Here is a 24,373-nt window from a genome sequence, read left to right as displayed (position 1 = left end):
GGGAGCACCCCGGATTCCTGCGGCTTCTTACTGCAGATGCAAACCGATCCCGAAGTTCATCGAGACCACCCCCTCTTTCCCCTGATCGAGACCCAGCATGTTGGGAACGCTGTCCAGGGTATCCTGGCGCAAGGAAATTTCTCCGTACCCATAGAGCCCCTCGGCCCACCGGAAGGCTCCGTTCATGGAGAAGTAGGGGCTGATATGGCCATCGTAGTCGGTCTCGCCCCGGATACCGTAGGGGTAGAGGTTGGTATAGGTGAGCCCGACCCCGACAGAAATAATATGCCCCGGTTCCCCTCTCAAGAAGCGTTGGCGTTCCCGGGCCGTATCGGGGGGAGGCAACTCCTCGCCCTCCTCGGCAAGAAACTCCCGGTAGAACCACAACAGAGGATTATAGAAGTTATAAAAGACATCCACCTCGGCAAACCAGGTGCTTTTGTTGGCAAAGGAGGGCTTTAACGAGAGCGATCCCAGGTAGGTGGGGGGAGTCTCCAGGAAGAGCGTCCCGATAAAAAGGTCGTCCAGCTCGGGGAAGACGGCGATCTCTACCGCCGGGAGCATCATGAGCCCCGTGGGGACAAAGTGAACGGACCCCAGGTACCCCTGGTCCTCGGAGAAGGAGACCTTGTTAAAGAGCCCTAGCGAACCGCCTCCCTCTTCAGAAAGACCCACCAGTGCCCCCAGGTTTCGCAGGTTGGCCGAGACGTGCATGATCGAGAGATCGAGGAACTCATCACTCTCTGTCCCTCCATCGGGACGGGAGACGATCTTGTAGGCGTACTGGGTGTAGCCGAACCCGAGCTGGAGGTGGTTGAAGAAGGTGGCTTCCAGAACGACCCGCCCCGAACCCAGGGGGTAGTACTCTACCTCGTCATCGCCCAGCTTGAGCTTTATCCCCGTGGGCGGCGGAATTCTGTCTTTGACCGGCCTGAAGAGGTTCCAGTTATCAAAATCCTCCTCCATGTGATCGGGTTCACCGAAGTAGCCCACCAGGCCGGTAACCTCCACATGCTTTCCCAGGGGGATCTCGTAGAACTGGAACTCAAAGAACGAGGTGGCCGCCTCATCCTCTTCGTGCTGGACATCATCGGTCTGGTCCTGCTCGTAGACATTGGCCGAGATCCCGCCGATCAGCCCGATGCGGGTCCCCTCGGAACGCTCGATCAGATCGCGCCCCAAACGGCTGGGAAGAGTTGCCCGCACTCCCGTGGAGAGCAGGTAGGTATTGGTCTGCAAAGCTTCCCGCAGGTCAGCCATGAAAGCCGGATCTACACTCTGCGCATCTGCCCGGGAAGCCCCCCCTGCCAGGACAACCAGAGCCGCTGTGAACATCAGAGCGGCCCTATTTTTTCGTATTGAATTCATACAATGAAGTATGATTGATACAGGGAAAAAGGCAAGTGCTAAACCGGGAAAACCCCGATAGCACGCCCGTTCCCCTGCTGTTGCTCAGGCCGGTGCAGCCGGAAATGCCGCCTGTTACAGGCGGTCAAGAAGCGCCGTGAGCCGTTCCTGGGAAAAATCGGGCGCCACGGGAAAGACAACCCGGCTCTCCCCGAAATGAACGGACAGATCCAGAACGCTTTCGTCTCCCTCGTCGGGATCCAGGGTTATTCCCGTGATCCGGTCGTAGGGGATAAAGGTGTAGCGGTAGCCGTAATCGGCATCATCCTCACTTTTGGTGGGCTTGTCCCGATTAATTACCACCAGTTCCCGGGCTGTTGCAAGAAACAGGGTATCCTGCAGAACCTGCTTTTTTCTCCGCCCCTCAGAGCGGTACTCCCGGTAGGGTTGGTACTCCACGGGAGTCACCTCTTCGTCCCGAAAATCCGCCAGTACCAGCGATTCGTAGAAGTGGGATTTTTCATCCCTGTTCTCGGGCAGGGTTTTCACGTCCACCGTCACATCGTTGTTCACAAAGCTCCTGCGGATGATTCGCAGAACCTCCTCCAGCGGCTCTATTTCCACGGGATTAAAGATAACCGAGTCAAAGTGATCGGCCGTGGCCAGAAGGAGTTCTCCCAGGAGCAGGTTATGGCCGTACTGGAAATAGAGAAGGTCTCCGTAGGGGATCACTGTCTTGTCCACGGCGTACTTTGTGCGCTGGAAGAGAAGGATCTCCTCCTCCGTGAGGGCAAGGAGGGTATTGTAGAGAGGCATACCCTTGCGAAGGTTCCTCCGCTCTACGTTAATGGGTATCTTGATCGCGTAACGGGCAGCGGCGATATCGTCTTTTACCCGCAAAAACTGCTGGGGAATATCTTCCTCTTCCCTGATGACCAGTACCCATGGGCCAAACTGATCGTACTCTTTCTGCAGAATATCCATTGCCTTCCTCCCTGCACTACGTTTGAAACAGCTGTGCCGCAAAACAGGCGACACCCGTTCCTCCCAGTCTCGCACAGGATTGGCGAGGATGCAAATTTTGCCGCCCAGCCACCCGGCCGCACGGCCGGGCAAATGAGGACTAACGGGGGGGATCAGACCGGCCCGTATCGACAGAACCGTATTACTGCCGGATCAGGAACGTCCGGATTCGGGCTCGTGATTGTATCGATCAGCAGAACCCGCGCATCGGGAAACATTTGGGCAAAGAGATTCGCGTTGGCCGGCTCATTCTCCACAGCCACCCAGACAGTTCCCATTCTGCCGATACTCTCCAGGGCTTTTCGCTTGAAAACAAGATCAGGCGTCTCAAAATCCGGCTTCAGAATAAAACGAGTCCCCTCTCCTGCCGGCAGATTGGCCTGAACAAAAGATTGCCGTGTCCCTGTGGACATACCCGGTTCATCTCGTCCAGTAAGATACACCAGAAGGCATCCCTCCTGGTGTATCCACCAGAGTATCTCGGCAACTCCCTGGTACGGAGCATCTTCCAGAGCATAGTGGTTCGTAAAGAACCGGTCACTCCAGAAACGCGATATTTTTCTTGCCAGGTCTTCTGACAGGGTCATACAAGATTTCAGGGCATCGAGAACATTCCACCCCATGTCGCCAACAGAGAGTTGGTCCACCGCAGGCGCAATGACAGGATATTCCTCGGCGGCCTCTCTCAAAATTCTGAAGTTTCTCGGGGCAGTATCCATAATGGTGGAATCGATATCAAAAATCGCTACAGACCCTCTCATGTCCTTCGGCGCGATCCCCTTCAGGTACTCAATGGTGAGATTCAGACCAGTCTCCTTTCTCTACAACAATAGCGTGAACCCTCCAGAACTCTATGGCCCCGGCAATCTCCTGAAGTGTCAGGTCCGGGTCATGTATCTCACGGGGAGCTTTTGCTCCCGGGTAGAGGGTATGGACAACAAAACAGGGAGAGTCCCACCACCCCCAGAGACAGATCTCTCTCGTAAGGCTTTTCTCCCCCTCGCAAAGGTGTGAGGGGATAGTCCTCTTGTTTCGATACCCCCAGAAAGAGGCAGAGCCGTCAGGGGGAACCTCCCTGAGACCGGATACTCCTGCAAACCGCGGATATTCATAGGAGGCATGAACCCATCCCTGTCTGTGGGCAGGAGAAATAGAAGAGAGGTGTTCTTCAACCAACCAATCCATCACCCTTTCGGGGGGCTCCGAGAAGTCCTGCCGGTGGGCATCAATGTGTTCCGGATCATTCCATTTCCATTGAATTATCATTTCAACCCCGAGTTCATGAAGCCTTCGAGAAATTTCCGCTGAAACACCAAAAAAGCCAGGAAGAGAGGCATCGCAACGATCAGCGTTGCCGCCGACATAAGGCCCCATTGGGCTCCTATCTCGCCAAGCTGGGTAAACCGCGCCAAACCGGCCGTGAGGGGCCGCGTTCTGTCTGACTGCGTGACGATAAGGGGCCAGATCAAACTATTCCAGTGCCAGTTGATTGAGGAGATTGAAAAAGCCACCAGCGACGAGGTGGCCATGGGCAGATAGACAAGGCGAAGCGTCAGGTACCATCCGCACCCATCAACCAGTGCAGCGTCACCGTAATCACGGGGTATACTCAGAAAGGCCTGGCGAAGAAGAAACGTTCCGAAAGCGCTTCCCCAAAAGGGTATCGCCATGGCCCATACCGTGTCGTACAGGCCCAGTATTCGAATTGTCTGAAAGTTTGGAACCAGCAGAGCCACCGTGGGAATCATCATCTGGGCGAGAATAATGGTGAAAAACACATTTTTTCCCGGAAACCGGTAAAAGGCAAAAGCAAAGGCTGCCAGAGAACTGGTAACCAGCTGAACCGAAAGAATTACCGTGACCAGATATATTGTGTTTCTGAAATAGAGCGGAAAGGGAGCAATAGCGAGGGCACGAGCGAAATTATCAAGACTGAGATGGCTACCAAACCATACGCGCCCTCTCGAAAATGATTCCAGGGGTGGTCGCATACTCGCCACAACGGACCAGATCAGCGGAGCAAACCAGAGGAAGCAGAGCAAAACTCCCCCACAGAGCCCCAGAATGCGCAGAACCGGGAACGGTCTTCTTCCAGCACTATACCTCATGGGTTCGCCTCTCGCTGGCAAAAAAGTTTGTCAAAGTAAAGAGCAGTAGTAACAGAACCAGTAACACCGTAATCGCCGAGGAGCGGCCAACATTCAGACTCTCGAACCTCACCTGCCAGAGATGATAGAGCAATAGATTACTGCTGTTGCTCGGCCCGCCCTGGGTCATAATAAAAACATGGTCCACCGCCTGAAAAGCGCCGATCACCGCGACGGTGGTTACAAAAAGACTCGTTCTCCTGAGCAGAGGCAGAGTGAATCGGAAAAACGTCGTAACCGGCCCGACCCCTTCGATTCGAAGCGCTTCATAGACGTCGCGAGGAAGATTTTGCACCCCCGCAAGGAAAAAGATCATGAAAAAACTTGAGTCCTTCCAGAACTGCACAATCAGCAAAGCCCACAGAGACATTCGAGGGTTTGCGATCCAGTTCTGGGGCCCCGTGTATCCAAAGAAACGAAGAAACTGATTGAATATTCCGTAGCCCGGGGTAAAGAAAAACAACCAGATCGTTGCAGCCGAAACCATGGGCAAGATAGCAGGGTGAAAGATCGCTATTCGGAAAAATGCACCCTTGTACTTGTTCAGCCAGAGGGCAAAGACAAGTGCTGTTGTTACCACCATCGGCACCAGCACCAGCACGTAAACGATTGTATTCCTCAGGATAAGCCGAAAAGTGGAGCTCTCCAGAAGATCCCGGTAGTTCCCCAGACCATAGAACAGAGGCTCACGAAAGCGGGGCACGTTCAGGCGATGCTGAAAGAAAGCGGCCACCACACTCGCAATGGTAGGATAGATAGTGAAGATGACAACAAAGGTCAGCGTGGGCAAAATCAGCATATAGGGTGTCAACGGCATACGCCTTTCCCTGAGCATAACGTCTCCTGTGAAGATCCTGTGACACATGATTCGGCCAACCCCTTTGAGGGGCTGGCCGTTTCTCAATTGATAAACTCAGCGAAAATCACGCAGAGCAGCATCGGCCTCGCGCTGGGCCTCTCTCATGGCCTCGGCAGGCGTCATCTGGCGATTAAAGGCAGCTTCCAGATAGTTATGGAAAATATTCCGCACCTCTCCAAGGTTCTGTAGCGACAACTCTTTCCCCGCCGTGGCAAGAATCTGCCGAGCCTCCCCGGCCTGGGGATGCTGCCGGATATACTCCCCAAGAGCGGGTGTTTCGAAAGCACTATTTCGGTGGGCGATATAACCGGTGGCTATACTGAAATCTGCCACCCGATCAGGTTCGGTGAGAAAGACAGCAAAATCAAAGGCCGCCTGCCTTTGGGCCTCGGGGATCCCCCTGGTGATGTAGAGATTTCCGCCACCGGGAACACTGAACTGGCCTCCGTCACGGCCGGGAATTCCTGTGACACCAACAGAGAAGTCAGCCTGACTCAGGATTCGCGCAAGGCTTCCTGAGGTATGCACTATCATGGCTGAATCCCCAGCGACAAACCCGGGAACAACATTTCCCCAGGAAGCCTGTACGCCCCGGGGCGTCGCCTGATACCGGTCAGAGAGACTGTTGTAGTACTCGATTGCTGCTATTACATCGGGATGGTCGAAAAACACCTCGGCATCCCCTTCTCCGACGATGTTTTGCCCAGCCCCCATAGCAAGTGGTTGGAAGAGCCAGTAGGGCCACGACGAAGGCCATTCAATACCCCAACGCAGAACCTCTCCGTTCTGCCGAACGGTAAGGGCCTGAGCGGCCTCTGCAAGTTCCGCCCAATTCGAGGGAGCCTCTATTCCCGCCTCTTCCAGCAAATCCGCATTGTAGTAGAGCATGACGGCGCTACGCTGGAAGGGCAGACTCCATATCTCGTCCATGTAGTAGGAGTTGGAGAGAAAAACCGGGATAAAGTCTTCCAGATAAGCCTGTCCGTCGGGCATGGCCTGGATCAGGTCCGTGATCGGTTCGATATATCGGGCATTCGCAAGATCAAATAGATCTGTTGCCAGAAGAACCGAGAGTGCCGGTGGCGACCCTCCGCCGTCCATGGTGGTCTGAATCATGGTCCGGATATCGGGGTATCCTCCTGCATAAACCGGTTCGATCGTTACTCCGGGGTTTTTTGCCTCGAACTCCCGGGCGTAGCGGTCAAGAATATCCGAAATAGGCGCATCCACCGCTACGGGATAGGCCACTTGAATCGTTACATCTCCTGGCGTCTTCTCCCTGTTTCCCGATGCGTAGACCACGCCCGCGAGAACCATCATTGCGAGCCCTACAAAGAAAACTTTGCGTTCATTCATCATCTCCTCCTTGCCGTGTTTCTCTGACCCAGGATCTCCGGGTCTCTTCCAACAGTTGAAGCTGTTCTTCAGCATGATCACCGTGAATCACCTCAAACGCCAGGAGAAGCAAGTTCGAAAAAGCCATTGGCACTGCCATGGAGTTTTTGAAACGAACCTCCCCCCGGGGAACATGGACGTAGTGTGAACAGGAGCCCACATAGTCAGGGTGTATCGTTGCAGTAACAAGAAAGGACAGAGCTCCGCGTTCCCGACAAAGCCGAAGCAGGGGAAAGAGCCAGCTGTCATCCCGGGTATATCCGAACGCTACAAGAACATCCTCACTGCCAAGGGGATAGATCTCATCAGGAGAATGGTCTGACTCGTGGGAAATCAGAACGGTCACGATCCGGTATCGCCGGAGTCGTTGTGCAAGATAATGCGCCGGGTAATAACCCGTGCCCATCCCCGCAACATACACAGTCCTTGCCCTAAAAACTTTCTCAGCAAAGACGCGAAGGGTTTGTTCCGGCACAATCTCCAGGAGGCGCCCCATCGCTCGCATATCCACATGTACCGCCTGGTCGATCATCTCGGGAATGGTTCTGACCCGGTTGTGAAGGTCTTGCGATGCCCGGAAAGAATCTATGTGGGTAGAAAAAAACTGCTCCACTCCCGCTTGAAAACTTCGGTAATCGGAATAGCCCAGCTTCCGGAAGAAGTTGATCAGAATCGGCTTGCTTACCTGAGCCTGGCGAAGGAAATCCTTCTGCGAGAGCAACACGGCCTTCTCCGGGTTCCCGTTCACAAAGTCCAGAAGACTCTGCTCAAGGCGTGTCAGGTGTTCCCGGGCATGCTCGATCCGCTCCATCCAGTCGACTCGATACATCACAGAAGTAAATATACACCATCTTTTTTTACTTCACAACGTTTTTATTCTCTTAAATTCAAAACTCTGGTAAAAATAAGAATCTCTTACTTACTTGCAGCCTCATCCTTCCCGGACACGCTGACTATCCTTTCAGACCGGCCGACATGAAACTCTCGATAAACTTCCGCTGGTACACCACGAAAAGAACCAGGAGGGGAGCCGTAACAAAAATGGTAGCCGCCATAAGGAGGGTCCAATCGGCACCACTCTCCTGCTGAACAAACATGGCGAGCCCCAGCGTGAGAGTGCGTACCGACGGAGTATCGGTGACAACCAGGGGCCAGAAAAAGTCATTCCAGTGGGTAACAATGCTGATAAGGCCAAAAGCTACGAAGGTAGGCTTTGCCATGGGCATAAGAACCCGCACGATAAACATCGGCCCCGAGCACCCATCTATTACCGCGGCATCTTCAAAATCCCGGGGAACCTGCCGGAAGGCCTGGCGCAAAAGGAAGGTCCCGTACCCTGATGCAAAAAAGGGCAGCATCATGGCAAGCCGTGTATTCAGAACTCCCAAGTGTCGCACAGTGAGGTAATTGGGAACAATAATCGCATGAACAGGGAGCATCATCTGGATGATAAAGAACACGAAGAGAATGTTACTTCCCCGGAAGGTGAGACGTGAAAAGGCGTAGGCAGCAGTGGTCACCGTAAAAATTTGAACAGCCAGAACCCCCAGCACCACAATGATGGTGTTAACCAAATAAAGGCCAAAGGGAGCCATATTAAACACTTCCATGTAGTTTATCAGAACCAGCGGATTCGGTATCCACTGGGGTTCGGGGGTGAAGACCGCAGCCCGTGTCTTCAGCGATGTCGAGAGAGCCCACAAGTAGGGAACAATCGTTATGCCCGCTACTGCCATAAGAATCACGTGAAGAAATATCTTCTTTTTCCGAAGGAATGTGACCACCGGCAGAGCTGCAGAAGAGACTCCACCCTTTTGATCACCCTGAATCGTTCGACGAGTATCAGACTTCATAATGGACCTTCTTCTCCATGGAGCGAACCAGCAGAACTATGAACCCTATCAGGGCTACCAGAAAGAGCACGGTCAGCGCGGCAGCGCGGCCAATATTCCAGAACCGAAAAGCATACTGATAAATGTAGTAGACCATAACGTTTGTCCGGTCGGCGGGGCCTCCCTGGGTCATCACATAGACCAGATCAAAGACCTGGAACGAGGTAATCACCCCCACCACCACCACAAACATCGACGTGGGGCCGAGAAGGGGCAACGTGATCAGCCGGAGCTTCTGAAAAAACCCGGCTCCCTCCAGATCAGCACTTTCGTAGAGCTCGGTACTGATGCTCTGGAGCCCTGCAAGAAAAATGATCATGAAATAGCCAAAATTCTTCCAAACCGCCGTGATCATGATAGCCGGCAAGGCCCAATCCATGCTGTAGAGCCACTGCCGGGGAGGTATGCCCAGACGGCCCAAATAGTGGTTTATGAGACCAATCCCGGGGTTGAAGAGCCAGACCCCCAGCATGGCCGCGGCGGCCATGGGAATCATGGTGGGATAAAACATGGCAACCCGATAGACGTTGCGAAGCCAACCGAGATTTTCGTTCAGCAGAACGGCCATCATAAGAGAGATCACCATGGTCACGGGTATCGTTCCCAGAACAAAAAAGAGGGTGTTTCGCACAACGGTCCAGAAAATATCAGCCTGAAAAGCATCGCGATAGTTTCCGAAACCTGCAAAAACCGGGACCGGCGATATGACGCTCTGGCGGAACAAACTGAGCCCGAAAGAATAGACCACAGGCCAGTAAGTAAAGAGAACAAGGAAAATTACACTGGGTAGAAGATACAAATAGGGATGATAGGATCGCTTGAAAGCAAACGTGAAGGCCACGGCAACAGCTCCTCTTTGGAAGGTAAAGATGGCGTGCGGCGCGGCAGCAGCGCCGCACGCCGGAAAACATAAACGGTCAGTGCTGTGGTAGTCCGTTTAAGGAAGCCATTCTTTGAGCAGATTTTCTGCTTGACGCTGGGCGCGATCCAAAGCAACCCGGGGCGTCATATTTCCCGCCGTTGATTCGTTCAGGGCTGATTTCAGGTACTCCCGGATCTCCTGAAAGGCAGGGGCCATCATTTTTCCTGAGGCGTAGTCCAGTTGGTCCCGGGCCACCAGATATTCCGGATACTGCTCGGTGTATTCCTTCATATCAGGCAAATCATAGGAAGAGGCCCGAACCGAGACGTACCCCGAATCCCGACTCCAGCGAGCCGCCATCTCGGGTGTTGTCAGAAACTCGATGAACGTCCACGCCGCCCTTCGGTTTGCTTCGGGTATTCCCCGTCCCATATGGATGTTCCCGCCTCCCACTTCGGCACCGTAACGCACGTTTCCGGGCATGAAGGCAACACCAAAATCAAACTGGGCAGAACTTCGGAGGAAACTCAGAACTCCCGTGGAATGGTAGAGCATGGAGGTTTGGCCAGCGACAAAATCCGGGGGAGTCGAAGCCCAGGTGCTGTGGGGCGGAGCAACCTTGTCCTCCTGAGTAAGCGCTACCCAAAACTCCAGGGCTTCCACCGCTTCGGGAGAGTTCAAATTGACTCGTCGCTCCCGGTAGTTGATCAGTTCCGATCCGTTTTGACGGACAAACCCCTGGAAGAGCCAATCATCCCAACCTCCGGAGATGGTGACACCGTGCCGTCCGGGGCGGTTCAGCTTTCCTGCAAAGTCCCGAACCTCCTGCCACGTCTCGGGGGGACGATCAGGATCAAGTCCCACTTCGGCAAAATGCTCCTTGTTCCAGTAAAAAACCGGCGTGCTTCGCTGGAAGGGGATTCCCCAGAGCTCGCCCTCTTCATCGTAGCTGTTCTCCATAAAGGCCGGGAAAAAGTCAGCAAGAAACTCCGGGGATGCATAGGAGCTCAAGGGCTCAATTCCGTTCATCGCAAGGAGTGTCGGCAACTCGGATATCTCTACAATAAACAGATCGGGAGGGTTGCCCCCCATAACGGCGGTTTGAACTTTTTGCATGGTGGGATCGTAGTCGCCAGAATAAACAGGCACAATTTCGATGTCGGAATGAAGGTCGTTAAACTCCTCTACATAGGTGTTCATCACCCGTGCCAGAGGTCCTGCCACCCCCACCGGGTAATAGAACGTGAGCCGCACCAGACCGGGCTCTGTTTTCCTCTGAGCCGAACCACCGTTACCGCAGGCTCCCAAGGCCAGAGCGATACACGCAACAACAATCAAGGTTGTTCCTTTTCTCATCTCTCTCCCCCTTATTATTCTCCGGGACCATTGCGAAGAATGACCCCATCTTCAGATCCTAGGGCTCTTTCGGAAAATCACAAAGTGATTAATGTCACAGGATATCCTCAAGAGGGTATGACAAAAGTCACGATTTCAGGATAGATGTGAAGAAATTTGCTCGGGATCAAGAAGAAAGACCCGGTTCTCCGAAGCCATCCGCAGGGCGTGAAACCGGTCGTCGGCTCCCATCTTATCATAGAGAGCACTTACGTAATTACGAATGGTGGCAGCGGAAATGCCCAGTTCCCGGGCCATCTCGGAATTACTGCGGTGTTCCGCCAGGAGGAGAAGCACTGCCCGCTCCCTGCTGGAGAGCTCTTTCACCCAGGGAGCCGGCGAGTGGGCATTGCCGTGCCGGGCCCCGCCCCCCGAGGCAACCAGCTTTTGGGCAACCGAGGGAGAAATCAGCACGGCTCCCTCGTGGGCAGCCCTGACAGAGGAGATGAGCGTTTCGGGCTTGGTATTTTTAAGCAGATACCCTGTCGCCCCCTGCTCAAGCGCCTCCAGAACGTAATCGTCTTCATCGAAAACAGTCAGCATAATGATCGCCACCCGGGGGAGAATCTCAAGAATCCTGGAAGCAGCTCCAACCCCATCAAGTTTCGGCATGCGCACGTCCATGAGGATCACATCGGGAAGGAGTTCTTTCGCCATGCGAACCGCCTCAAGGCCGTCCCGGGCTATTCCTGCCACAACCACATCGGAGGCGTTTGCCTCCAGGACCAGCTTCAGGTTTTCCACAAAGAGCAATTGATCGTCCACGAGCAGAACACGGATTTTCATCGTTCCTCCTCCTTCAGGGTTCCCTCAGGGGCGTCTTTCCTGGCTTTACCGGCCTCCGGGTTTGGCTCTACCGGTATGCGTGCGGTTACGCGAAACCCGCTTTTCAGGGTCTCGTAGGCAAGCTGTCCCTGCACCTGGGAAAGACGCTCCCGCATTCCCAGAAAGCCGATTCCCTCTTCCAGGTCGGAAGAACCTTCCCCGTCGTCCCGGACGTAGACCTGGAGCTCTCCCGGGTGGTGCCAGAGCGCCACCTGAATATTTTTGGCCTTCCCGTGACGAAAGGCATTGACCAGAGCCTCCTGGACAAAACGGTACATCGTTGCATCCACGACTCCGCCGTAGGTTTTTGCAACGTTGCTGAAAAAGACTTCGACCTTCACTCCCGTGGCGGCCCCGAAGGACTTGGCAATCTCATGGATATTTTCCACCCCGAAGGCAGTGGCGCTCTCCAGAGAATGCAGGGCATGGAGAGCGGTCCGTGTCTCCTGGTGGGTTGCATCCACATGATTCCGGGCTTTCTGCAGGACCTCGGCGCAGCGCTCGGGGGAGGAGTGCAAAAACCCCAAGGCCGCATCCAGCATCACGGTGATCGCGCTGATCATGTACCCGATCGTGTCGTGGAGGTCCCGGGTTATCCGCTTTCGCTCTTCATCGCGGGAACGAACCTCCAGATTCTGGGCGTATTGCTGAAATCCCACGTTGGCCCTGGACAGAACTCCGACGGTCTTCTCCAGCTGAAGGTTCTTTTGCCGCTCCCGCTCCAGGGTCTGCTCTATCCGTGCCGAGAGCCTTGCCACAAGGTGTAACACCAGGGCAGGCCCGGCCAGCAAAACCCGGCCGGCCAGATCAAGCCCTGCAACGCTATGATTGTAGGTTACCACAACAGGATAGGCCGCAAAGATGAAACAGCCCAGCATCGTTACCGTTAGAACAACGCCTCTTGTGCTGCTTCGCACCACCGAGAGCAACGTTGCTGCCCCCAAAAGCGGCAACAGGGGCGCCGCTCCCGGCGAAGGAAGAGAAAAGCTGAGATACACCGCCAGGAGCCAGAGGACAAAGACCGCCAGGCCAAGCAGGAGGGGAGAATAGCCCAGAAGGAGCAGCACCAGCAGCCCTCCTGCAAGAACTCCGAGAAGAAGGACATCCTGCCAAAACCCCGCAGGGAATTCCTGAAAGGCCACCATGGCGATTCCCCAGGCAGAAAAAAAAAGTGCGCAAAGTACCCAGGGAGTATTCCGTGGAGGGTGAGAGAACAATCCTCCGGAAGAAATTCGCAGAAACCAGGGGAGGGGCCTCATGCCGATCAATGGTATACCTGATGCCAGAAGAAAACCAGCGCTTTTTTCCTTCTCTAAGTTTCTGATACCCTCGCCATCCTGAATGGCTGTCATCCCCTGGATGCCTTCCTCGGGGTGCAGACCCCCCGGCCTTACCTGCGGAGTCTCCTCTCCCGAGGCGCCAGGGCGTCCAGAACGGTCTGGAACACTCCTTCCGATCCCGGAGGAACCAGAAGATGGACCCCGCAGCTCCTGATTCCTCCCGTATGGAGGGGGACGGCCAGGGCCGGGAAGCCCGTCAGAGATCCCGCCATATTAAGGCGCAAGGTGGTCTCCCGGTATTCCTGCCCCAACGATGCCCCATCGGGAGTAGGCGTGGCCACCGACGGAAGGAGGAGCCCGTCTCCCGCAGCAGAAATCTCCTCCACCACCTGAACAACCTCTGAAATCACTTCCCGGGCCCGGGAGACGCGGGTTTCGCTCCAGTGACGACCTCGATCGATCAACGCCCAGACCAGGGGATCGTAGTAGTCCCGATGGAGATCGAGCCAGGGTTCATGGCACAGCCAGGCTTCCCGGGAACAGATCACATTATAGGCGTCCAGGGCATGTTCCATGACTGCATCAAGTCTGATCCGCCAGGCATCCGGCAGAGCTTCCACCATAACCGGGGATGGTCCCTCGGAGAGATTTTTTTCCCAGTCCTCCCGGGCCCGGCGGACTGTCTCGTCCAGAACCACTTCCCTGGGCGTGTAGGAGAAAAAGCGCACAGCCCCGGGGGAAGGCCCTTCATTCTTTCCCGAACCATCTCCCGAAGGAAGGAGTTCTTTCAGAAGAAACTGCATGTCCCGAGGGCCGGCACAGAACCACCCCACCGTGTCAAAGGATGCAGCCAGGGGGAACACCCCCTGAAGCTCTTCTTTTTTCCACCCCTGCCGGAACCCCCAGAGACCGCACAGTGCTGCAGGCACCCGGATAGAGCCGCCCGTATCACTCCCCAGGGCTACAGGCACAATACCGGCGGCAACGGCCCAGGCCGAACCGCTCGAAGACCCCCCCGGGATGAGATTGCTGTCCAGAGGATGAGGGCAGTCACCCTGGGATGCGTTCTTTCCGTCCAATCCGTAGGCGAACTCGTTCATCTGGGTCCGTCCTGCCAGAAAGGCGCCCTTCTCCCGCAGACGCTGCACCAGGGGAGCATCTCTGCGGGCCGGTCCGGGAGAGAGGGCTTCCAGAAGCACCCGGGAACTGCATCCCGTCACATCCCCTGCTACATCGAAGAGGTCCTTCACAGCCACAGGCACTCCCTGAAGAGGAAGATCTGACTCCTCCCGGGGGATTTCGTTCCACCAGCTCCGGAAAGCTCTCCGCCAAAGAGCCCGATCGTATCGGGCTGGCCGGTCCCGCAATTCCTTTACCCAGCGGGAGGGGTCTTCGTGCCACAGGCGCTTCCAGTCTTCCAGAGATCGCCGGACGATCCCTTCGTCCAGGGGGCGGTATAGATCACGCATAACGAAAACTCCTTTGTCAGGATACCAATCGGCTCATCATCGAATAAAAAAAGCAGCCCCTGAGAGCTGCTTTCAAAAGATCAAGACCTAACGTCCGGGAAGCCAGATACCCGTCAAGAACGGAAAACCCGGCTTCACCCGATTTCGTGTGTCCCGAAGGATATACCCGCAGGTTATTCCGCCGGAGTCGCCTCGGCTTTGTCCTCTCCGGACTCGGCCTCAACAGTCTCAGCGGGTGCTTCCTCGGGTTGTGCCTCAACCACAGGGGCCACTTTCTTGGCGGCCTTTTTCTTTCCCTCGACCTTTTTTTCGACCTCATCGGCGACCAGTTCAAGGATCACCATTTCGGCCGCATCGCTGTGCCGGGGGCCAAGCTTGAGAATCCTCGTATATCCACCGGGACGCTCAAGGTAGCGCGGGGCGATATCAGTAAAGAGTTTTGCCAAGACAGCCTTGTCTTTGATATCGCGGGCGATCATCCGCCGGTTATGGACACTATCCACCCGGGAACGGGTAATCATCTTTTCCGCTGCACGCCGCACCACCAGAGCTTTTGCCTTCGTGGTTTTGATACGCTCATGCCGAAAAAACGAAGTGAGCATATTCCGAGTCATGGCCTTTCGATGGGCTGTTTTGCGCCCCAACCGATTATATCCGATCTTATGCTTCATTCTGCTCTTCCTTCTTTTTGAGGAATATAGGGTTCTCTTTCAGTGCCGAATAATCGGTCATCCCCAAACCAAGATCCCATTCGTCCAACTTCTCTTTAATCTCCTGAAGAGACTTCTTCCCAAAGTTCCGCGTCTTCGCAATCTCGTCCTCGGTGCGCTGTGTCAGATCACCCAGGGTGTTGATGTTTGCGTTCTTGAGGCAGTTGCTGGCCCGAACGGAGAGCTCCAGCTCTTCCACGGGGGTGCTCAGGATCTGGCGGACAAACTTCATGTCCTCGTCTTCGTCATCGTCCCGACCTACCTCATCTTCATTGAAGTTAATGAAGACGTCAAAATAATCCTTCGCAATCTTCGCCGCTTCGCCCACGGCATCAACGGGAGAGATTGTTCCGTCGGTCCAGACATCCAGGATCAGCTTATCATAATCGTTGCGCTGGCCCACCCGGGCATTATCAATGGAAAACTTCACCCTCTTGACCGGAGAAAACATCGCGTCCACGGCGATCGTCCCCACTCCGTCCAGGTACTCTTCACTGGCCTCAGCAGGTACATACCCTCGCCCAAGATCAATCTGGATCTCCATATCAAACCGGGCATCTTCCATGAGGGTCATGATGGGCAGATCGGGGTTGGAGATTTCCACACCCTCTGCCGAAAAGGACGCCCCTGTTACCGTCTGAGGACCGGAGAACTCAAGAAAGAGAACCTTCTGATCCATCGAATCGGGCAGAGCAACCTGCAGCCGCTTCAACTTGTTCACGATATCCGGAGTATCTTCCTGAACACCCGGAATCGGCTCGAACTCGCTGGAGAGCATCCGCTGGTTTCCCTCGGAATCGTACATCGTCACCCGGAGAGCCGTTACTGCGTAACCCGGAATGGAACTCAGGAGAACCCGGCGAAGCGAGTTCCCCACGGTCGTCCCATATCCCCTTTCGAAGGGATAGGCTACAAAGGTGCCGTAATCGGGAGTCGATCCGCTGGGTTCAAACGATATATTTTTGGGCCGTTTAAAACCCTTGAGAAGAGCTTTTCGAGCCATTCCAATCTCCTTATAGAAGCCGTGATTACACGCGTCGGCTTTTTCGCGGTCGACATCCATTGTGAGGAATCGCTGTGATATCCTCAATGGAGCGCACTCTCAAACCGAGTTGCCCCAATGAACGGACAGCAGATTCCCGACCGATCCCCGGACCTTTCACAAAGACGTGGACTTCCTGCAAGCCAAACTGCAGAGCTTTCTGAGCAGCCGTTTCTGCCGTTGTCTGTGCCGCGAAGGGAGTAGACTTTTTTGCGCCCCGGAAACCCAGGGATCCTGCGCTGCTCCAGGAGACGACGTTTCCGTTCATATCGGAGATCGTCACAATGGTATTGTTGAATGTGGCCTGAATAACCACACGTCCTTCGTAGAGAGATTTTTTCTCTTTCTTTTTCTTTGCAATTTTTGCCAAAGTTCTCTCGCCTCCCTATTTCTTCTTACCAGCAACGGTCTTCCGCTTACCCTTGCGGGTACGGGCGTTTGTGCGCGTCCGCTGCCCCCGGACAGGCAACCCTTTCCGGTGACGAAGTCCCCGGTAGGATCCGATGTCCATAAGCCGTTTAATATTGAGCGAGACCAGAGTACGTAAACGTCCCTCTACGGTATAATCGTTCTCTATAATTTGCCGAAGCGTATTCAACTCTTCCGCCGAGAGATCGTTGATTCGCCGCTCGGCATCAATACTTGCCGTCTTGCAAATATTAATTGCCGAGGAACGGCCGATCCCGTATATATACGTCAACGCAACGTCGACGTGCTTGTTGGGAAGATCGATTCCTGCTATACGAGCCATCCCTTACCCCTTCTGCCGTTGTTTGTGCTTTGGATTACTGCAAATCACACGAACGACACCACGCCGTCGGATAATCTTGCACCCGGCACAAATTGGTTTTACACTGACACGAACTTTCATCAAACCATCCTTCGACTACAAACTGCGTCTTGACTTAATCCGACCGCGCTTGGTCAGTCCTTCGTGATGATGCATCCTGAGATGCCCCTCTATCTGCGACATCAAATCAAGGTCGACTCCCACCATGATCAGCAACGATGTTCCTCCCATCAGAAAGGCGACTTCCATGGGAAAGTTGAACCACCGCTGAACCAGACTGGGAATCACCGCGATAAAGGCCAGGAAAATCGCTCCGGGGAGGATGATCCTGTTCAATACCCGCGTGAAGTACTCTTCCATCTTCTCGCTGCGAATCCCTGGTATCGACCCGCCATTCTCGCGGATATTCTTGGAAATCTCAATCGGGTTCAGCGTCACCTGAGTGTAAAAGTAGGCAAAGAACACGATCAAGACGGTATATATAAAGAGGTAGAGGTTCCCGTCGGGCCTCATCCAAAAGGCAACTCTTTGAAGCCAGCGAACTTCCGGCCCGAACCCCTGCGCAACCTGGAGAGGAAAGGTGAGAATGCTGGAAGCAAAAATCACCGGAATAACCCCCGAGGGGTTGATCTTGAAAGGCACGTACGTATTCTGTGCCCCGTACATCCTGCGGCCAACTACCCTCTTGGCATAGTGCACCGGAATTTTCCGCTGCCCTCGCTGTTCATAGACCACAAGAGCAACTACACCTACAAACATCCCCATAACCGCCAGGAGAAAAACCGGGTTTAGATCGCCGCTGCGAACACTCTGGATCAGAATCCAGAAGGCATTCGGCATGCGCGCAACGATACCGGCAAAGATCAGGAGCGAAATACCGTTTCCGATACCGCGCTGGTTGATCTGTTCTCCTATCCACATCAGGAAGAGCGTTCCCGACGTGACCGACAGGATGGAAACAAAGGTATAGAGCCCCCGGGAGATAGTGATCGCATCGGGGATGCTGTCAGCGTAGACCGTCACCGCGAAAGACTGGAGCAGAGCCACTCCCACCGTCCCGTAACGGGTATAGTTCTGAATCTTCTTTCGACCGCCTTCTTCTTCGGATATTTTTTTCAGCGCCGGGAATACCAGCAGCATCAGCTGCATGATAATCGACATTGAAATGTACGGCATAATACCCAGCATGAAGATGCTGAAGCGGGAAAAGGCCCCCCCAGCGAAGAAATCCAGATAGTCTGTTACAGAAACTCCCGTTCCAGCCTGGGTCATAAAGTACAGGCGAAGCGCGTTGATGTTGATCCCGGGAATGGGAATCGTTGCACCAAGGCGATAAATCGCGAGCATGGCCAGAGTAAACAGAACCCTTTCGCGCAGGTCCCGAATTCGAAAAATATCAGCGATCGGATTCGAAGCCATACAGTTTACCCTTCCGAGCCGGTATCACGCACCGCTTCGACAACGGAACCACCCGCCGCCTCAATCTTTGCCTTTGCCCCGGCAGAGATGGCCAACCCCTGAACAGTGAGAGGGTGTGAGCACTCTCCCCGGGCAAGGATCTTGACGAACTTCACGTTCTTCCCCACCATTCGCCGCTCTTTCAGGACTTCCAGCGAGACGACTGCTCCCGATTCGAAAGACTGGCAAAGCACATCCAGATTGATCGGATGATACTCGACCTTGAAGCGGTAGTTGGAAAATCCCCGGCGAGCAATCCGCCGGTAGAGCGGCATCTGACCACCCTCAAAACCGGGCCGCACGCCGCCTCCGGAACGGGCGTTCTGTCCGTTATGCCCTTTTCCGGAAGTCTTTCCCAGGCCGGATCCTATTCCCCGACCAAGGCGCTTCCGGTTACGCACTGCACCTGCAGGCACTCGAATCATATTCATTGCACTTCCTCAACTTCCACGAGATGGGAAACTCTGTCGATCATGCCCTGGAGGGGCGCGTTCAACTCTTTTTCCACACTCTGCCGGATCTTCCGAAGACCCAAGGCCTCCACAGTCCGACGCTGTGCCGGTTTTCGACCGATGGGACTTCGAACGAGCGTAATTCGCACTTTCATAGTTTAACCCCACATCTCCTTGAGTCCCTTGCCACGGTTTCGTGCAACCTCCCGGGCATTCATGAGACTTTCCAGACCGGCAAAGACAGCCTTTACGATGTTGATCGCGTTCTGGCTTCCCATGGACTTGCTCAAGACATCGTGCACACCACCAACCTCGAGAACCGCGCGAACGGGCCCACCGGCAATGATCCCCGTACCAGGAGCAGCGGGTTTCAAGAGCACCTCGGCGCTTTTGAACCGGCCGTTTACCTCATGGGGTATGCTGAACTTCTGCCGCGGGATCTCGATCATACTGCGTTTTGCCCGATCGACACCTTTACGGATCGCCTCCGAAACATCGTTGGCTTTTCCGTAACCGTAACCGACCCTGCCGTTTTTATCGCCAACCACAACCAGGGCGGAGAAGGAAAAACGACGACCGCCCTTCACTACCTTCGCCACACGATTCAGTTTAATGAGCTTCTCGGCAAACTCTTTTTCCATTCCATGATCCACGGAACAACCCCCTAAAACTTGACGCCCGCTTTACGGGCCCCATCAGCCAGCGCTTTCACCACGCCGTGATACAGGTACCCGTTCCTGTCAAAGACAACCTCGGAAATATTCTTGGCCACGAGGTCTTTGCCCAGAGCCTCTCCCAGCTTCTCAGCATCTTCCTTGCGGGGAGCCATGGTCTTGAACTCTCCCGAAACCGTCGAAACCGAAGCAAGGGTCTGGCCCAAAACATCGTCTATGACCTGGGCGTACAGATTCCGGTTCGACCGGAACACCGTCAATCGCGGGCGCTCGGCAGTACCCTTGATGCGCCCTCGTATCCGGGTCTTTCGCTTGACCCGGCGGCGGTTCTTCTCAATTATTCGCTTCATATCGATTCACCTGCCTACTTTATACCGGACTTTCCGACTTTACGCCGTATGTATTCGTCCTCGTACTTCACACCCTTGCCCTTGTAAGGCTCGGGAGGACGCACTTTCCGAATCTCCGACGCGGTTTTACCCACAAGCTGCTTATCGATTCCCTGGATAACCAGCTTGTTTGCACCTTCGCCGGTTATGGTAACTCCCTCGGGTATCACATATTCAATGGGATTGCTGTACCCAAGGTTAAGAAGGACGGAATTTCCCTTCACCTCAGCCCGGTAGCCGACTCCGTTGATAAGAAGAGTCCGGCTGAATCCCTGCGTCACGCCAGCAACCATGTTGGCAACAAGCTGACGATACAGTCCATGAAAACCCTTGGCTTTTTTTGAGTCGTTCTTTCGACTCACCACAACGGAGTTTTCCTGGATATCCAGAGAAACCTCAGGGCGGAGAAGCTGACTGAGCTCGCCCTTGGGACCCTTCACGGTTACGTTCATATCGTTTACGGTGACCGTCACGCCCTTTGGCACATCGATCGGCAAACGTCCTATTCGAGACATTGCGTACTCTCCCTTACCAAATCGAGCAGATCAGCTCGCCGCCGACACACTTTTCAGCAGCCTTGCGCCCGGTGGTAACACCGGTAGAGGTTGAAACGATCAATGTTCCATAGCCATTCAGTATCCGCGGCATCTTCTTGTACCCCGTATACACCCGTCGTCCGGGAGTCGAGATCTTCTTGATGCCGTGAATGATCGGCTGCTGCTTGTCGTCATACTTCAGAAAGACGCGAATCGTATCGCGATCATCCTGAGCCACCCGCTTAAAGTTTTTAATGTAGCCTTCGTTTTTCAGAATCTTGATGATCTCAAGTTTCAGTTTGGAAGGGGTAACATCCACCTTCTCGAACCGCGCCATACTGGCGTTCCGAATTTTGGTAAGCATGTCGGCTACGGGATCAGAAACACTCATTACTCTCTCCTACCAGCTCGACTTGGTAACACCGGGGATTAACCCTTCGCTTGCCAACTTCCGGAAACACACACGGCACATTTCAAACTTGCGAAGATAGCCGCGAGGCCTTCCGCATATACGACACCTGTTTACACGCCGTGTCGAATATTTCGGTTTTCGCTGCGCCCTAATTATCTGTGACTTCTTAGCCATCGAGCCCCCTCTTCCTTACTTCCGGAATGGCAAGTTCAATTTTGAAAGAAGCGCATGCGCTTCCTGATCGGTCTTCGCAGTAGTTACCACGACGACATTCAACCCCGTGATCTGATCGATCTTGTCATAGTCGATCTCCGGGAAAATAATATGCTCGACAATACCCAGGGAATAGTTTCCGTTCCCGTCGAAGCCGTTCGGGTTTATCCCCCGAAAGTCCTTAACACGCGGCAAGGCGATGTTCACAAGACGATCAAGAAACTCCCACATGCGGTCACTGCGAAGCGTTACCTTGGTTCCGATCTCCATGCCGTCACGGAGCTTGAAGTTCGCAATGGACTTCTTCGACTTCGTTCGCACAGCTTTTTGACCGGCAATCAGGGTCAACTCGTTCTGGGAGTTTTCCAGGGCCTTCTTGTTCTGTATCGCTTCGCCTACGCCCATGCTCAGAACGATCTTCTCAATTCTGGGCACCTGCATAACCGAGGTATAGCCAAACTCTTTTTGAAGCTCCGGGGTGATCTTCTCGTTGAAAATCTTCCGCATCGCTGGAATATGTGTTGCCATCAGATCGTTTCTCCCGTTCGCCGAGAAAACCGGACCTTGGCATCACCTTCAGCGCGATATCCCAAGCGGGAAGGTTTCCCATCCTTTTCCACGAACATGACGTTCGAAATATCGATGGAAGCCTCGCGCTCAATGATTCCGCCGGTGTCTTCCTGGCTGCGCTTCTTTTGAGCTTTCTTCACCAAGTTAACACCCTCGACGAGAACCCGGTTCTTTGCCCGGTCGATCTTCAGGATCTTCCCGGTCTTCCCTTTGTCTTTTCCGGCGACAACCATCACCGTGTCATCTTTCTTCAACTTCGTTTTCATACAACGCTCCTACAAAACCTCGGGAGCAAGCGAGACTATCTTCATGTGGTTCGCGTCGCGCAATTCCCGCGCCACGGGACCGAAGATTCTCTTTCCCTTGGGATTCTGGACCTTGTCGATGATCACGCAGGCATTGTCATCAAAACGAATATACGTCCCGTCTTTTCGTCGAATCTCCTTCGACGTCCGGACAATAACAGCCTGCTCGACAGAGCCTTTCTTGATCGGTGCGTTCGGCAAAGCATCCTTCACAGCCACCACAATAATGTCGCCGACCGAAGCGTACTTCCGTTTGCTTCCCCCAAGTATTTTTATACACTGGACGGTTTTTGCACCGCTGTTGTCGGCCACGTTCAAAAATGTTTGCATCTGAATCATACAATCACCACCCTTAACGCGCCCGCTCAACGATTTCTACAAGGCGCCACCGTTTATCACGACTGATGGGGCGAGATTCGACGATGCGAACAAGATCCCCCACATTTGCCTCGTTAGACTCGTCATGAGCCTTCACCTTTTTGGAAAAAGAGACGTACTTCTTGTACAAGGGATGGACCTGCCGACCCTCGACACGAATCACAATCGTCTTATCCATCTTATTGCTTACCACACGGCCCTGGGCAGTTTTCCTACCCTCTGTCTTGATCACCTGAACTGCCATTCAGTCTACTCTCCCTCGTTAACTTGCACGTCAGGGTGGTTGTAGATCAGCGTATTCAATCGGGCCACCTGCCGCCGCAACGTTCGCTTTTCCAACGGATTCTCCACATGTCCCACCACGTGGCCCATCCGCACGTCGAGATATTTGCGACGGAGTTCTTCCCGCTTGGCAACAAGCTCCTCAAACGTCAGATCGTGAAAGGAATTACGCATATTACTCCACACCTCTCCGTGCCACAAATCTCGTCTTGATCGGCAGCTTGCTCGCAGCAAGGGTCATCGCTTCTTCTGCAAGCTCGTGACCAACCCCTGCAAGCTCGAACAAAACCGTTCCGGACTTTACCGATGCAACCCACCGCTCGGGGTTTCCCTTTCCCTTACCCATCCGGGTTTCAGCGGGCTTCTTTGTGTAGGGCACATCAGGAAAAATCCGTATCCACACTTTTCCACCACGCTTGATCTTTCTGGTCATGGCGATACGAGCGGCCTCAATCTGCCGGTTCGTCAGCCATTGCCCTTCGAGCGCAACCAGCCCGTAGTCCCCGAAAGAAATCGAGTTACCCCGGGTTGCTGCTCCGCGAAGGTCACGGTTCACGCGCCGCTGGCGCTTCCTGAACCTTACTCGTTTTGGACTCAGCATTATGCACTACTCCTCGCGCCGCTTCGCTCGCGCCGGTTCTTTCGAACAACTGCGCCGGCGTCCTGCTTGGTCTCAGCAGAAAGAACTTCGCCGTGAAACATCCAGACCTTCACACCGATCGTCCCGAAGGTGGTCAGTGCCTCGGCGAAGCCGTAGTCAATGTTGGCCCGCAAGGTATGGAGCGGCACCCGTCCTGCTTTCTGCTGCTCGCTTCGGGACATCTCCGCGCCTCCCAGGCGACCGGAAATATGAACCTTCACTCCCTGGATACCGCCTTTCATGGCGTTGTTTACCGCCATCTTCAGCGTCCGCCGGAATGATCCGCGAGATTTGAGCTGCCTGGCAATATTCAGCGCCACAACCTGGGCATGAGTCTCAGGCCGCTTGATCTCCTTGATCTTGATCTGGATCTTTTTCCCTGCAATGTTCTGCAGACGAGTCCCGATTTTCTCGATATTGGAACCCTTGGTCCCGATGATCACACCTGGCCGGGAGGTATGGATAACCAGGGTTATCCGCTGGGGATGACGAATGATCTCAACCTCAGCGATGTCAGCTCCCTTTGTTTCAGGGGCGTTGTTCAAAACCTTCCGCAGATGAAGATCTTCATGGAGCGTATCCGCGTATTCCCGGGGATCTACATACCACTTAGAGCGCCAGGTCTTGTTTATCCCAAGGCGCATGCCATACGGATTGACTTTCTGTCCCACGTTACTCCCCCACCTGGTCTATGCGGTCTACAACTGCCGTGATGTGACTCATCCGCTTGAGCAACATATCCGCCCGTCCGCGTCCGCGAACCCAGAGACGCTTCAAGCGGGGCCCTTCGTCAATGTACAACTCACTGACGTACAACATTCCCTCATCCATACTGCGATTGTTACTCAGCGCATTCGCTGCTGCCGACTGAATAACTTTACGAATAAGACCAGCCCCTTTGTTCGGGAGGTTATTCAAAATCGCGATTGCCTCCGGATACGGCTTTCTACGCACGAGATCAGCAACAACCCGTGCCTTAAAAGGTGATATCCGAACGTACTTGGCTACTGCCTTGTATCCCATCGTAC

35 protein-coding genes are annotated in these 24,373 nt (G+C 54.3%); all 35 read right to left on the bottom strand.

Annotated features, from left to right (window positions below):
- Positions 1-27: 27 nt before the first annotated feature.
- The gene (locus BW950_RS01455) at positions 28-1,335 is read right to left on the bottom strand and encodes a hypothetical protein (protein ID WP_076487502.1); all 1,308 of its coding nucleotides are present in this window, start codon (positions 1,333-1,335) and stop codon (positions 28-30) included.
- Between the two features lie 147 nt (positions 1,336-1,482).
- A complete protein-coding gene (locus BW950_RS01450; protein ID WP_076487501.1) occupies positions 1,483-2,331 on the bottom strand; it encodes a hypothetical protein in 849 nt (282 codons plus the stop codon).
- A gap of 152 nt (positions 2,332-2,483) precedes the next feature.
- Entirely contained in the window at positions 2,484-3,131 is a 648-nt protein-coding gene (locus tag BW950_RS01445) for an HAD family hydrolase (RefSeq protein WP_083943628.1), read from the bottom strand.
- Positions 3,132-3,159: 28 nt separating this feature from the next.
- Positions 3,160-3,555: a hypothetical protein gene (locus tag BW950_RS01440; RefSeq protein ID WP_143559083.1), complete on the bottom strand. Its 396-nt coding sequence runs from the start codon at positions 3,553-3,555 to the stop codon at positions 3,160-3,162.
- Positions 3,556-3,632: 77 nt separating this feature from the next.
- Positions 3,633-4,478 carry a carbohydrate ABC transporter permease gene (locus BW950_RS01435; protein WP_076487498.1) on the bottom strand — a complete coding sequence of 282 codons (846 nt, stop codon included), beginning with the start codon at positions 4,476-4,478 and terminating at the stop codon, positions 3,633-3,635.
- Positions 4,468-5,334: a carbohydrate ABC transporter permease gene (locus tag BW950_RS01430; RefSeq protein WP_234968998.1), complete on the bottom strand. Its 867-nt coding sequence runs from the start codon at positions 5,332-5,334 to the stop codon at positions 4,468-4,470. Before BW950_RS01430 ends, BW950_RS01435 begins: the two co-directional genes overlap by 11 nt.
- Before the next feature lie 96 nt (positions 5,335-5,430).
- On the bottom strand, positions 5,431-6,732 hold the full coding sequence (locus BW950_RS01425) for an ABC transporter substrate-binding protein (protein WP_076487496.1): 1,302 nt from the start codon (positions 6,730-6,732) through the stop codon (positions 5,431-5,433).
- On the bottom strand, positions 6,725-7,600 hold the full coding sequence (locus BW950_RS01420; protein WP_076487495.1) for a MurR/RpiR family transcriptional regulator: 876 nt from the start codon (positions 7,598-7,600) through the stop codon (positions 6,725-6,727). The genes BW950_RS01425 and BW950_RS01420 overlap by 8 nt, the downstream gene beginning before the upstream one ends.
- A 124-nt stretch (positions 7,601-7,724) precedes the next feature.
- Complete coding sequence (locus BW950_RS01415; RefSeq protein WP_234968997.1) at positions 7,725-8,624, bottom strand: carbohydrate ABC transporter permease; 900 nt, start codon at positions 8,622-8,624, stop codon at positions 7,725-7,727.
- Positions 8,614-9,504, bottom strand: a complete 891-nt coding sequence (locus tag BW950_RS01410) for a carbohydrate ABC transporter permease (RefSeq protein WP_076487494.1) — start codon at positions 9,502-9,504, stop codon at positions 8,614-8,616. The genes BW950_RS01415 and BW950_RS01410 overlap by 11 nt, the downstream gene beginning before the upstream one ends.
- Positions 9,505-9,600: 96 nt before the next feature.
- Positions 9,601-10,881 carry an ABC transporter substrate-binding protein gene (locus BW950_RS01405; protein WP_076487493.1) on the bottom strand — a complete coding sequence of 427 codons (1,281 nt, stop codon included), beginning with the start codon at positions 10,879-10,881 and terminating at the stop codon, positions 9,601-9,603.
- Between the two features lie 135 nt (positions 10,882-11,016).
- Positions 11,017-11,706: a response regulator transcription factor gene (locus BW950_RS01400; protein WP_076487492.1), complete on the bottom strand. Its 690-nt coding sequence runs from the start codon at positions 11,704-11,706 to the stop codon at positions 11,017-11,019.
- Entirely contained in the window at positions 11,703-13,097 is a 1,395-nt protein-coding gene (locus BW950_RS01395; protein ID WP_076487491.1) for a sensor histidine kinase, read from the bottom strand. Before BW950_RS01395 ends, BW950_RS01400 begins: the two co-directional genes overlap by 4 nt.
- A 38-nt stretch (positions 13,098-13,135) precedes the next feature.
- Positions 13,136-14,494: an amidase gene (locus BW950_RS01390; RefSeq protein WP_076487490.1), complete on the bottom strand. Its 1,359-nt coding sequence runs from the start codon at positions 14,492-14,494 to the stop codon at positions 13,136-13,138.
- 173 nt (positions 14,495-14,667) lie between these two features.
- Positions 14,668-15,165 (bottom strand): 50S ribosomal protein L17, encoded by a 498-nt coding sequence (gene rplQ, locus BW950_RS01385; protein WP_076487489.1) that lies wholly within the window; start codon positions 15,163-15,165, stop codon positions 14,668-14,670.
- Positions 15,155-16,207 (bottom strand): DNA-directed RNA polymerase subunit alpha, encoded by a 1,053-nt coding sequence (locus tag BW950_RS01380; RefSeq protein ID WP_076487488.1) that lies wholly within the window; start codon positions 16,205-16,207, stop codon positions 15,155-15,157. The genes rplQ and BW950_RS01380 overlap by 11 nt, the downstream gene beginning before the upstream one ends.
- A gap of 25 nt (positions 16,208-16,232) precedes the next feature.
- Positions 16,233-16,616: a 30S ribosomal protein S11 gene (rpsK, locus tag BW950_RS01375; protein ID WP_076487487.1), complete on the bottom strand. Its 384-nt coding sequence runs from the start codon at positions 16,614-16,616 to the stop codon at positions 16,233-16,235.
- Positions 16,617-16,631: 15 nt separating this feature from the next.
- Positions 16,632-16,997 (bottom strand): 30S ribosomal protein S13, encoded by a 366-nt coding sequence (gene rpsM / locus BW950_RS01370; RefSeq protein WP_076487486.1) that lies wholly within the window; start codon positions 16,995-16,997, stop codon positions 16,632-16,634.
- Positions 16,998-17,000: 3 nt separating this feature from the next.
- Positions 17,001-17,117 carry a 50S ribosomal protein L36 gene (gene rpmJ / locus BW950_RS01365; protein WP_076487485.1) on the bottom strand — a complete coding sequence of 39 codons (117 nt, stop codon included), beginning with the start codon at positions 17,115-17,117 and terminating at the stop codon, positions 17,001-17,003.
- A gap of 15 nt (positions 17,118-17,132) precedes the next feature.
- Positions 17,133-18,455 (bottom strand): preprotein translocase subunit SecY, encoded by a 1,323-nt coding sequence (gene secY / locus BW950_RS01360; RefSeq protein WP_076487484.1) that lies wholly within the window; start codon positions 18,453-18,455, stop codon positions 17,133-17,135.
- A gap of 5 nt (positions 18,456-18,460) precedes the next feature.
- Positions 18,461-18,925 carry a 50S ribosomal protein L15 gene (gene rplO / locus BW950_RS01355; RefSeq protein ID WP_083943627.1) on the bottom strand — a complete coding sequence of 155 codons (465 nt, stop codon included), beginning with the start codon at positions 18,923-18,925 and terminating at the stop codon, positions 18,461-18,463.
- On the bottom strand, positions 18,922-19,101 hold the full coding sequence (gene rpmD / locus BW950_RS01350) for a 50S ribosomal protein L30 (RefSeq protein WP_076487483.1): 180 nt from the start codon (positions 19,099-19,101) through the stop codon (positions 18,922-18,924). The genes rplO and rpmD overlap by 4 nt, the downstream gene beginning before the upstream one ends.
- Positions 19,102-19,104: 3 nt before the next feature.
- Positions 19,105-19,587, bottom strand: coding sequence for a 30S ribosomal protein S5 (gene rpsE / locus BW950_RS01345; protein ID WP_076487482.1), 483 nt, complete (start codon positions 19,585-19,587; stop codon positions 19,105-19,107).
- 23 nt (positions 19,588-19,610) lie between these two features.
- Positions 19,611-19,970, bottom strand: coding sequence for a 50S ribosomal protein L18 (gene rplR / locus BW950_RS01340; protein ID WP_076487481.1), 360 nt, complete (start codon positions 19,968-19,970; stop codon positions 19,611-19,613).
- A 14-nt stretch (positions 19,971-19,984) separates the two neighbouring features.
- Positions 19,985-20,524 carry a 50S ribosomal protein L6 gene (rplF, locus tag BW950_RS01335; protein ID WP_076487480.1) on the bottom strand — a complete coding sequence of 180 codons (540 nt, stop codon included), beginning with the start codon at positions 20,522-20,524 and terminating at the stop codon, positions 19,985-19,987.
- A 13-nt stretch (positions 20,525-20,537) separates the two neighbouring features.
- Entirely contained in the window at positions 20,538-20,936 is a 399-nt protein-coding gene (gene rpsH / locus BW950_RS01330) for a 30S ribosomal protein S8 (RefSeq protein WP_076487479.1), read from the bottom strand.
- Positions 20,937-20,945: 9 nt separating this feature from the next.
- Positions 20,946-21,131, bottom strand: a complete 186-nt coding sequence (locus tag BW950_RS01325; protein ID WP_076487478.1) for a type Z 30S ribosomal protein S14 — start codon at positions 21,129-21,131, stop codon at positions 20,946-20,948.
- A gap of 15 nt (positions 21,132-21,146) precedes the next feature.
- Positions 21,147-21,698, bottom strand: coding sequence for a 50S ribosomal protein L5 (rplE, locus tag BW950_RS01320; RefSeq protein WP_076487477.1), 552 nt, complete (start codon positions 21,696-21,698; stop codon positions 21,147-21,149).
- Complete coding sequence (rplX, locus tag BW950_RS01315; protein WP_076487476.1) at positions 21,698-22,006, bottom strand: 50S ribosomal protein L24; 309 nt, start codon at positions 22,004-22,006, stop codon at positions 21,698-21,700. Before rplX ends, rplE begins: the two co-directional genes overlap by 1 nt.
- Positions 22,007-22,015: 9 nt before the next feature.
- Positions 22,016-22,384: a 50S ribosomal protein L14 gene (gene rplN / locus BW950_RS01310; protein WP_076487475.1), complete on the bottom strand. Its 369-nt coding sequence runs from the start codon at positions 22,382-22,384 to the stop codon at positions 22,016-22,018.
- A 13-nt stretch (positions 22,385-22,397) separates the two neighbouring features.
- A complete protein-coding gene (rpsQ, locus tag BW950_RS01305; RefSeq protein WP_281109828.1) occupies positions 22,398-22,652 on the bottom strand; it encodes a 30S ribosomal protein S17 in 255 nt (84 codons plus the stop codon).
- 20 nt (positions 22,653-22,672) lie between these two features.
- A complete protein-coding gene (gene rpmC, locus BW950_RS01300; protein WP_076487474.1) occupies positions 22,673-22,879 on the bottom strand; it encodes a 50S ribosomal protein L29 in 207 nt (68 codons plus the stop codon).
- Between the two features lies 1 nt (position 22,880).
- Positions 22,881-23,306: a 50S ribosomal protein L16 gene (gene rplP / locus BW950_RS01295; RefSeq protein WP_076487473.1), complete on the bottom strand. Its 426-nt coding sequence runs from the start codon at positions 23,304-23,306 to the stop codon at positions 22,881-22,883.
- Positions 23,306-24,016 carry a 30S ribosomal protein S3 gene (rpsC, locus tag BW950_RS01290; protein ID WP_076487472.1) on the bottom strand — a complete coding sequence of 237 codons (711 nt, stop codon included), beginning with the start codon at positions 24,014-24,016 and terminating at the stop codon, positions 23,306-23,308. The genes rplP and rpsC overlap by 1 nt, the downstream gene beginning before the upstream one ends.
- Position 24,017: 1 nt before the next feature.
- Positions 24,018-24,368: a 50S ribosomal protein L22 gene (gene rplV / locus BW950_RS01285; protein WP_076487471.1), complete on the bottom strand. Its 351-nt coding sequence runs from the start codon at positions 24,366-24,368 to the stop codon at positions 24,018-24,020.
- Between the last annotated feature and the right edge of the window lie 5 nt (positions 24,369-24,373).

Origin of the sequence: Alkalispirochaeta americana, assembly GCF_900156105.1 — a bacterium.
GTDB lineage: Bacteria > Spirochaetota > Spirochaetia > DSM-27196 > Alkalispirochaetaceae > Alkalispirochaeta > Alkalispirochaeta americana.
The sequence above is the reverse complement of the archived record's forward strand: the minus strand, read 5'-3'. Positions and strand labels throughout refer to the sequence as shown.

Coding starts and splice junctions, on each gene's coding strand:
- BW950_RS01455 (WP_076487502.1), bottom strand. CDS start 1,335: ATGTTCACAGCGGCTCTGGTTGTCCTGGCAGGGGGGGCTTCCCGGGCA.
- BW950_RS01450 (WP_076487501.1), bottom strand. CDS start 2,331: ATGGATATTCTGCAGAAAGAGTACGATCAGTTTGGCCCATGGGTACTG.
- BW950_RS01445 (WP_083943628.1), bottom strand. CDS start 3,131: ATGAGAGGGTCTGTAGCGATTTTTGATATCGATTCCACCATTATGGAT.
- BW950_RS01440 (WP_143559083.1), bottom strand. CDS start 3,555: ATGGATTGGTTGGTTGAAGAACACCTCTCTTCTATTTCTCCTGCCCAC.
- BW950_RS01435 (WP_076487498.1), bottom strand. CDS start 4,478: ATGAGGTATAGTGCTGGAAGAAGACCGTTCCCGGTTCTGCGCATTCTG.
- BW950_RS01430 (WP_234968998.1), bottom strand. CDS start 5,334: ATGCCGTTGACACCCTATATGCTGATTTTGCCCACGCTGACCTTTGTT.
- BW950_RS01425 (WP_076487496.1), bottom strand. CDS start 6,732: ATGAATGAACGCAAAGTTTTCTTTGTAGGGCTCGCAATGATGGTTCTC.
- BW950_RS01420 (WP_076487495.1), bottom strand. CDS start 7,600: ATGTATCGAGTCGACTGGATGGAGCGGATCGAGCATGCCCGGGAACAC.
- BW950_RS01415 (WP_234968997.1), bottom strand. CDS start 8,624: ATGAAGTCTGATACTCGTCGAACGATTCAGGGTGATCAAAAGGGTGGA.
- BW950_RS01405 (WP_076487493.1), bottom strand. CDS start 10,881: ATGAGAAAAGGAACAACCTTGATTGTTGTTGCGTGTATCGCTCTGGCC.
- BW950_RS01400 (WP_076487492.1), bottom strand. CDS start 11,706: ATGAAAATCCGTGTTCTGCTCGTGGACGATCAATTGCTCTTTGTGGAA.
- BW950_RS01395 (WP_076487491.1), bottom strand. CDS start 13,097: ATGACAGCCATTCAGGATGGCGAGGGTATCAGAAACTTAGAGAAGGAA.
- BW950_RS01390 (WP_076487490.1), bottom strand. CDS start 14,494: ATGCGTGATCTATACCGCCCCCTGGACGAAGGGATCGTCCGGCGATCT.
- rplQ (WP_076487489.1), bottom strand. CDS start 15,165: ATGAAGCATAAGATCGGATATAATCGGTTGGGGCGCAAAACAGCCCAT.
- BW950_RS01380 (WP_076487488.1), bottom strand. CDS start 16,207: ATGGCTCGAAAAGCTCTTCTCAAGGGTTTTAAACGGCCCAAAAATATA.
- rpsM (WP_076487486.1), bottom strand. CDS start 16,997: ATGGCTCGTATAGCAGGAATCGATCTTCCCAACAAGCACGTCGACGTT.
- rpmJ (WP_076487485.1), bottom strand. CDS start 17,117: ATGAAAGTTCGTGTCAGTGTAAAACCAATTTGTGCCGGGTGCAAGATT.
- secY (WP_076487484.1), bottom strand. CDS start 18,455: ATGGCTTCGAATCCGATCGCTGATATTTTTCGAATTCGGGACCTGCGC.
- rplO (WP_083943627.1), bottom strand. CDS start 18,925: ATGAATATGATTCGAGTGCCTGCAGGTGCAGTGCGTAACCGGAAGCGC.
- rpmD (WP_076487483.1), bottom strand. CDS start 19,101: ATGAAAGTGCGAATTACGCTCGTTCGAAGTCCCATCGGTCGAAAACCG.
- rpsE (WP_076487482.1), bottom strand. CDS start 19,587: ATGGAAAAAGAGTTTGCCGAGAAGCTCATTAAACTGAATCGTGTGGCG.
- rplR (WP_076487481.1), bottom strand. CDS start 19,970: ATGAAGCGAATAATTGAGAAGAACCGCCGCCGGGTCAAGCGAAAGACC.
- rplF (WP_076487480.1), bottom strand. CDS start 20,524: ATGTCTCGAATAGGACGTTTGCCGATCGATGTGCCAAAGGGCGTGACG.
- rpsH (WP_076487479.1), bottom strand. CDS start 20,936: ATGAGTGTTTCTGATCCCGTAGCCGACATGCTTACCAAAATTCGGAAC.
- BW950_RS01325 (WP_076487478.1), bottom strand. CDS start 21,131: ATGGCTAAGAAGTCACAGATAATTAGGGCGCAGCGAAAACCGAAATAT.
- rplE (WP_076487477.1), bottom strand. CDS start 21,698: ATGGCAACACATATTCCAGCGATGCGGAAGATTTTCAACGAGAAGATC.
- rplX (WP_076487476.1), bottom strand. CDS start 22,006: ATGAAAACGAAGTTGAAGAAAGATGACACGGTGATGGTTGTCGCCGGA.
- rplN (WP_076487475.1), bottom strand. CDS start 22,384: ATGATTCAGATGCAAACATTTTTGAACGTGGCCGACAACAGCGGTGCA.
- rpmC (WP_076487474.1), bottom strand. CDS start 22,879: ATGCGTAATTCCTTTCACGATCTGACGTTTGAGGAGCTTGTTGCCAAG.
- rplP (WP_076487473.1), bottom strand. CDS start 23,306: ATGCTGAGTCCAAAACGAGTAAGGTTCAGGAAGCGCCAGCGGCGCGTG.
- rplV (WP_076487471.1), bottom strand. CDS start 24,368: ATGGGATACAAGGCAGTAGCCAAGTACGTTCGGATATCACCTTTTAAG.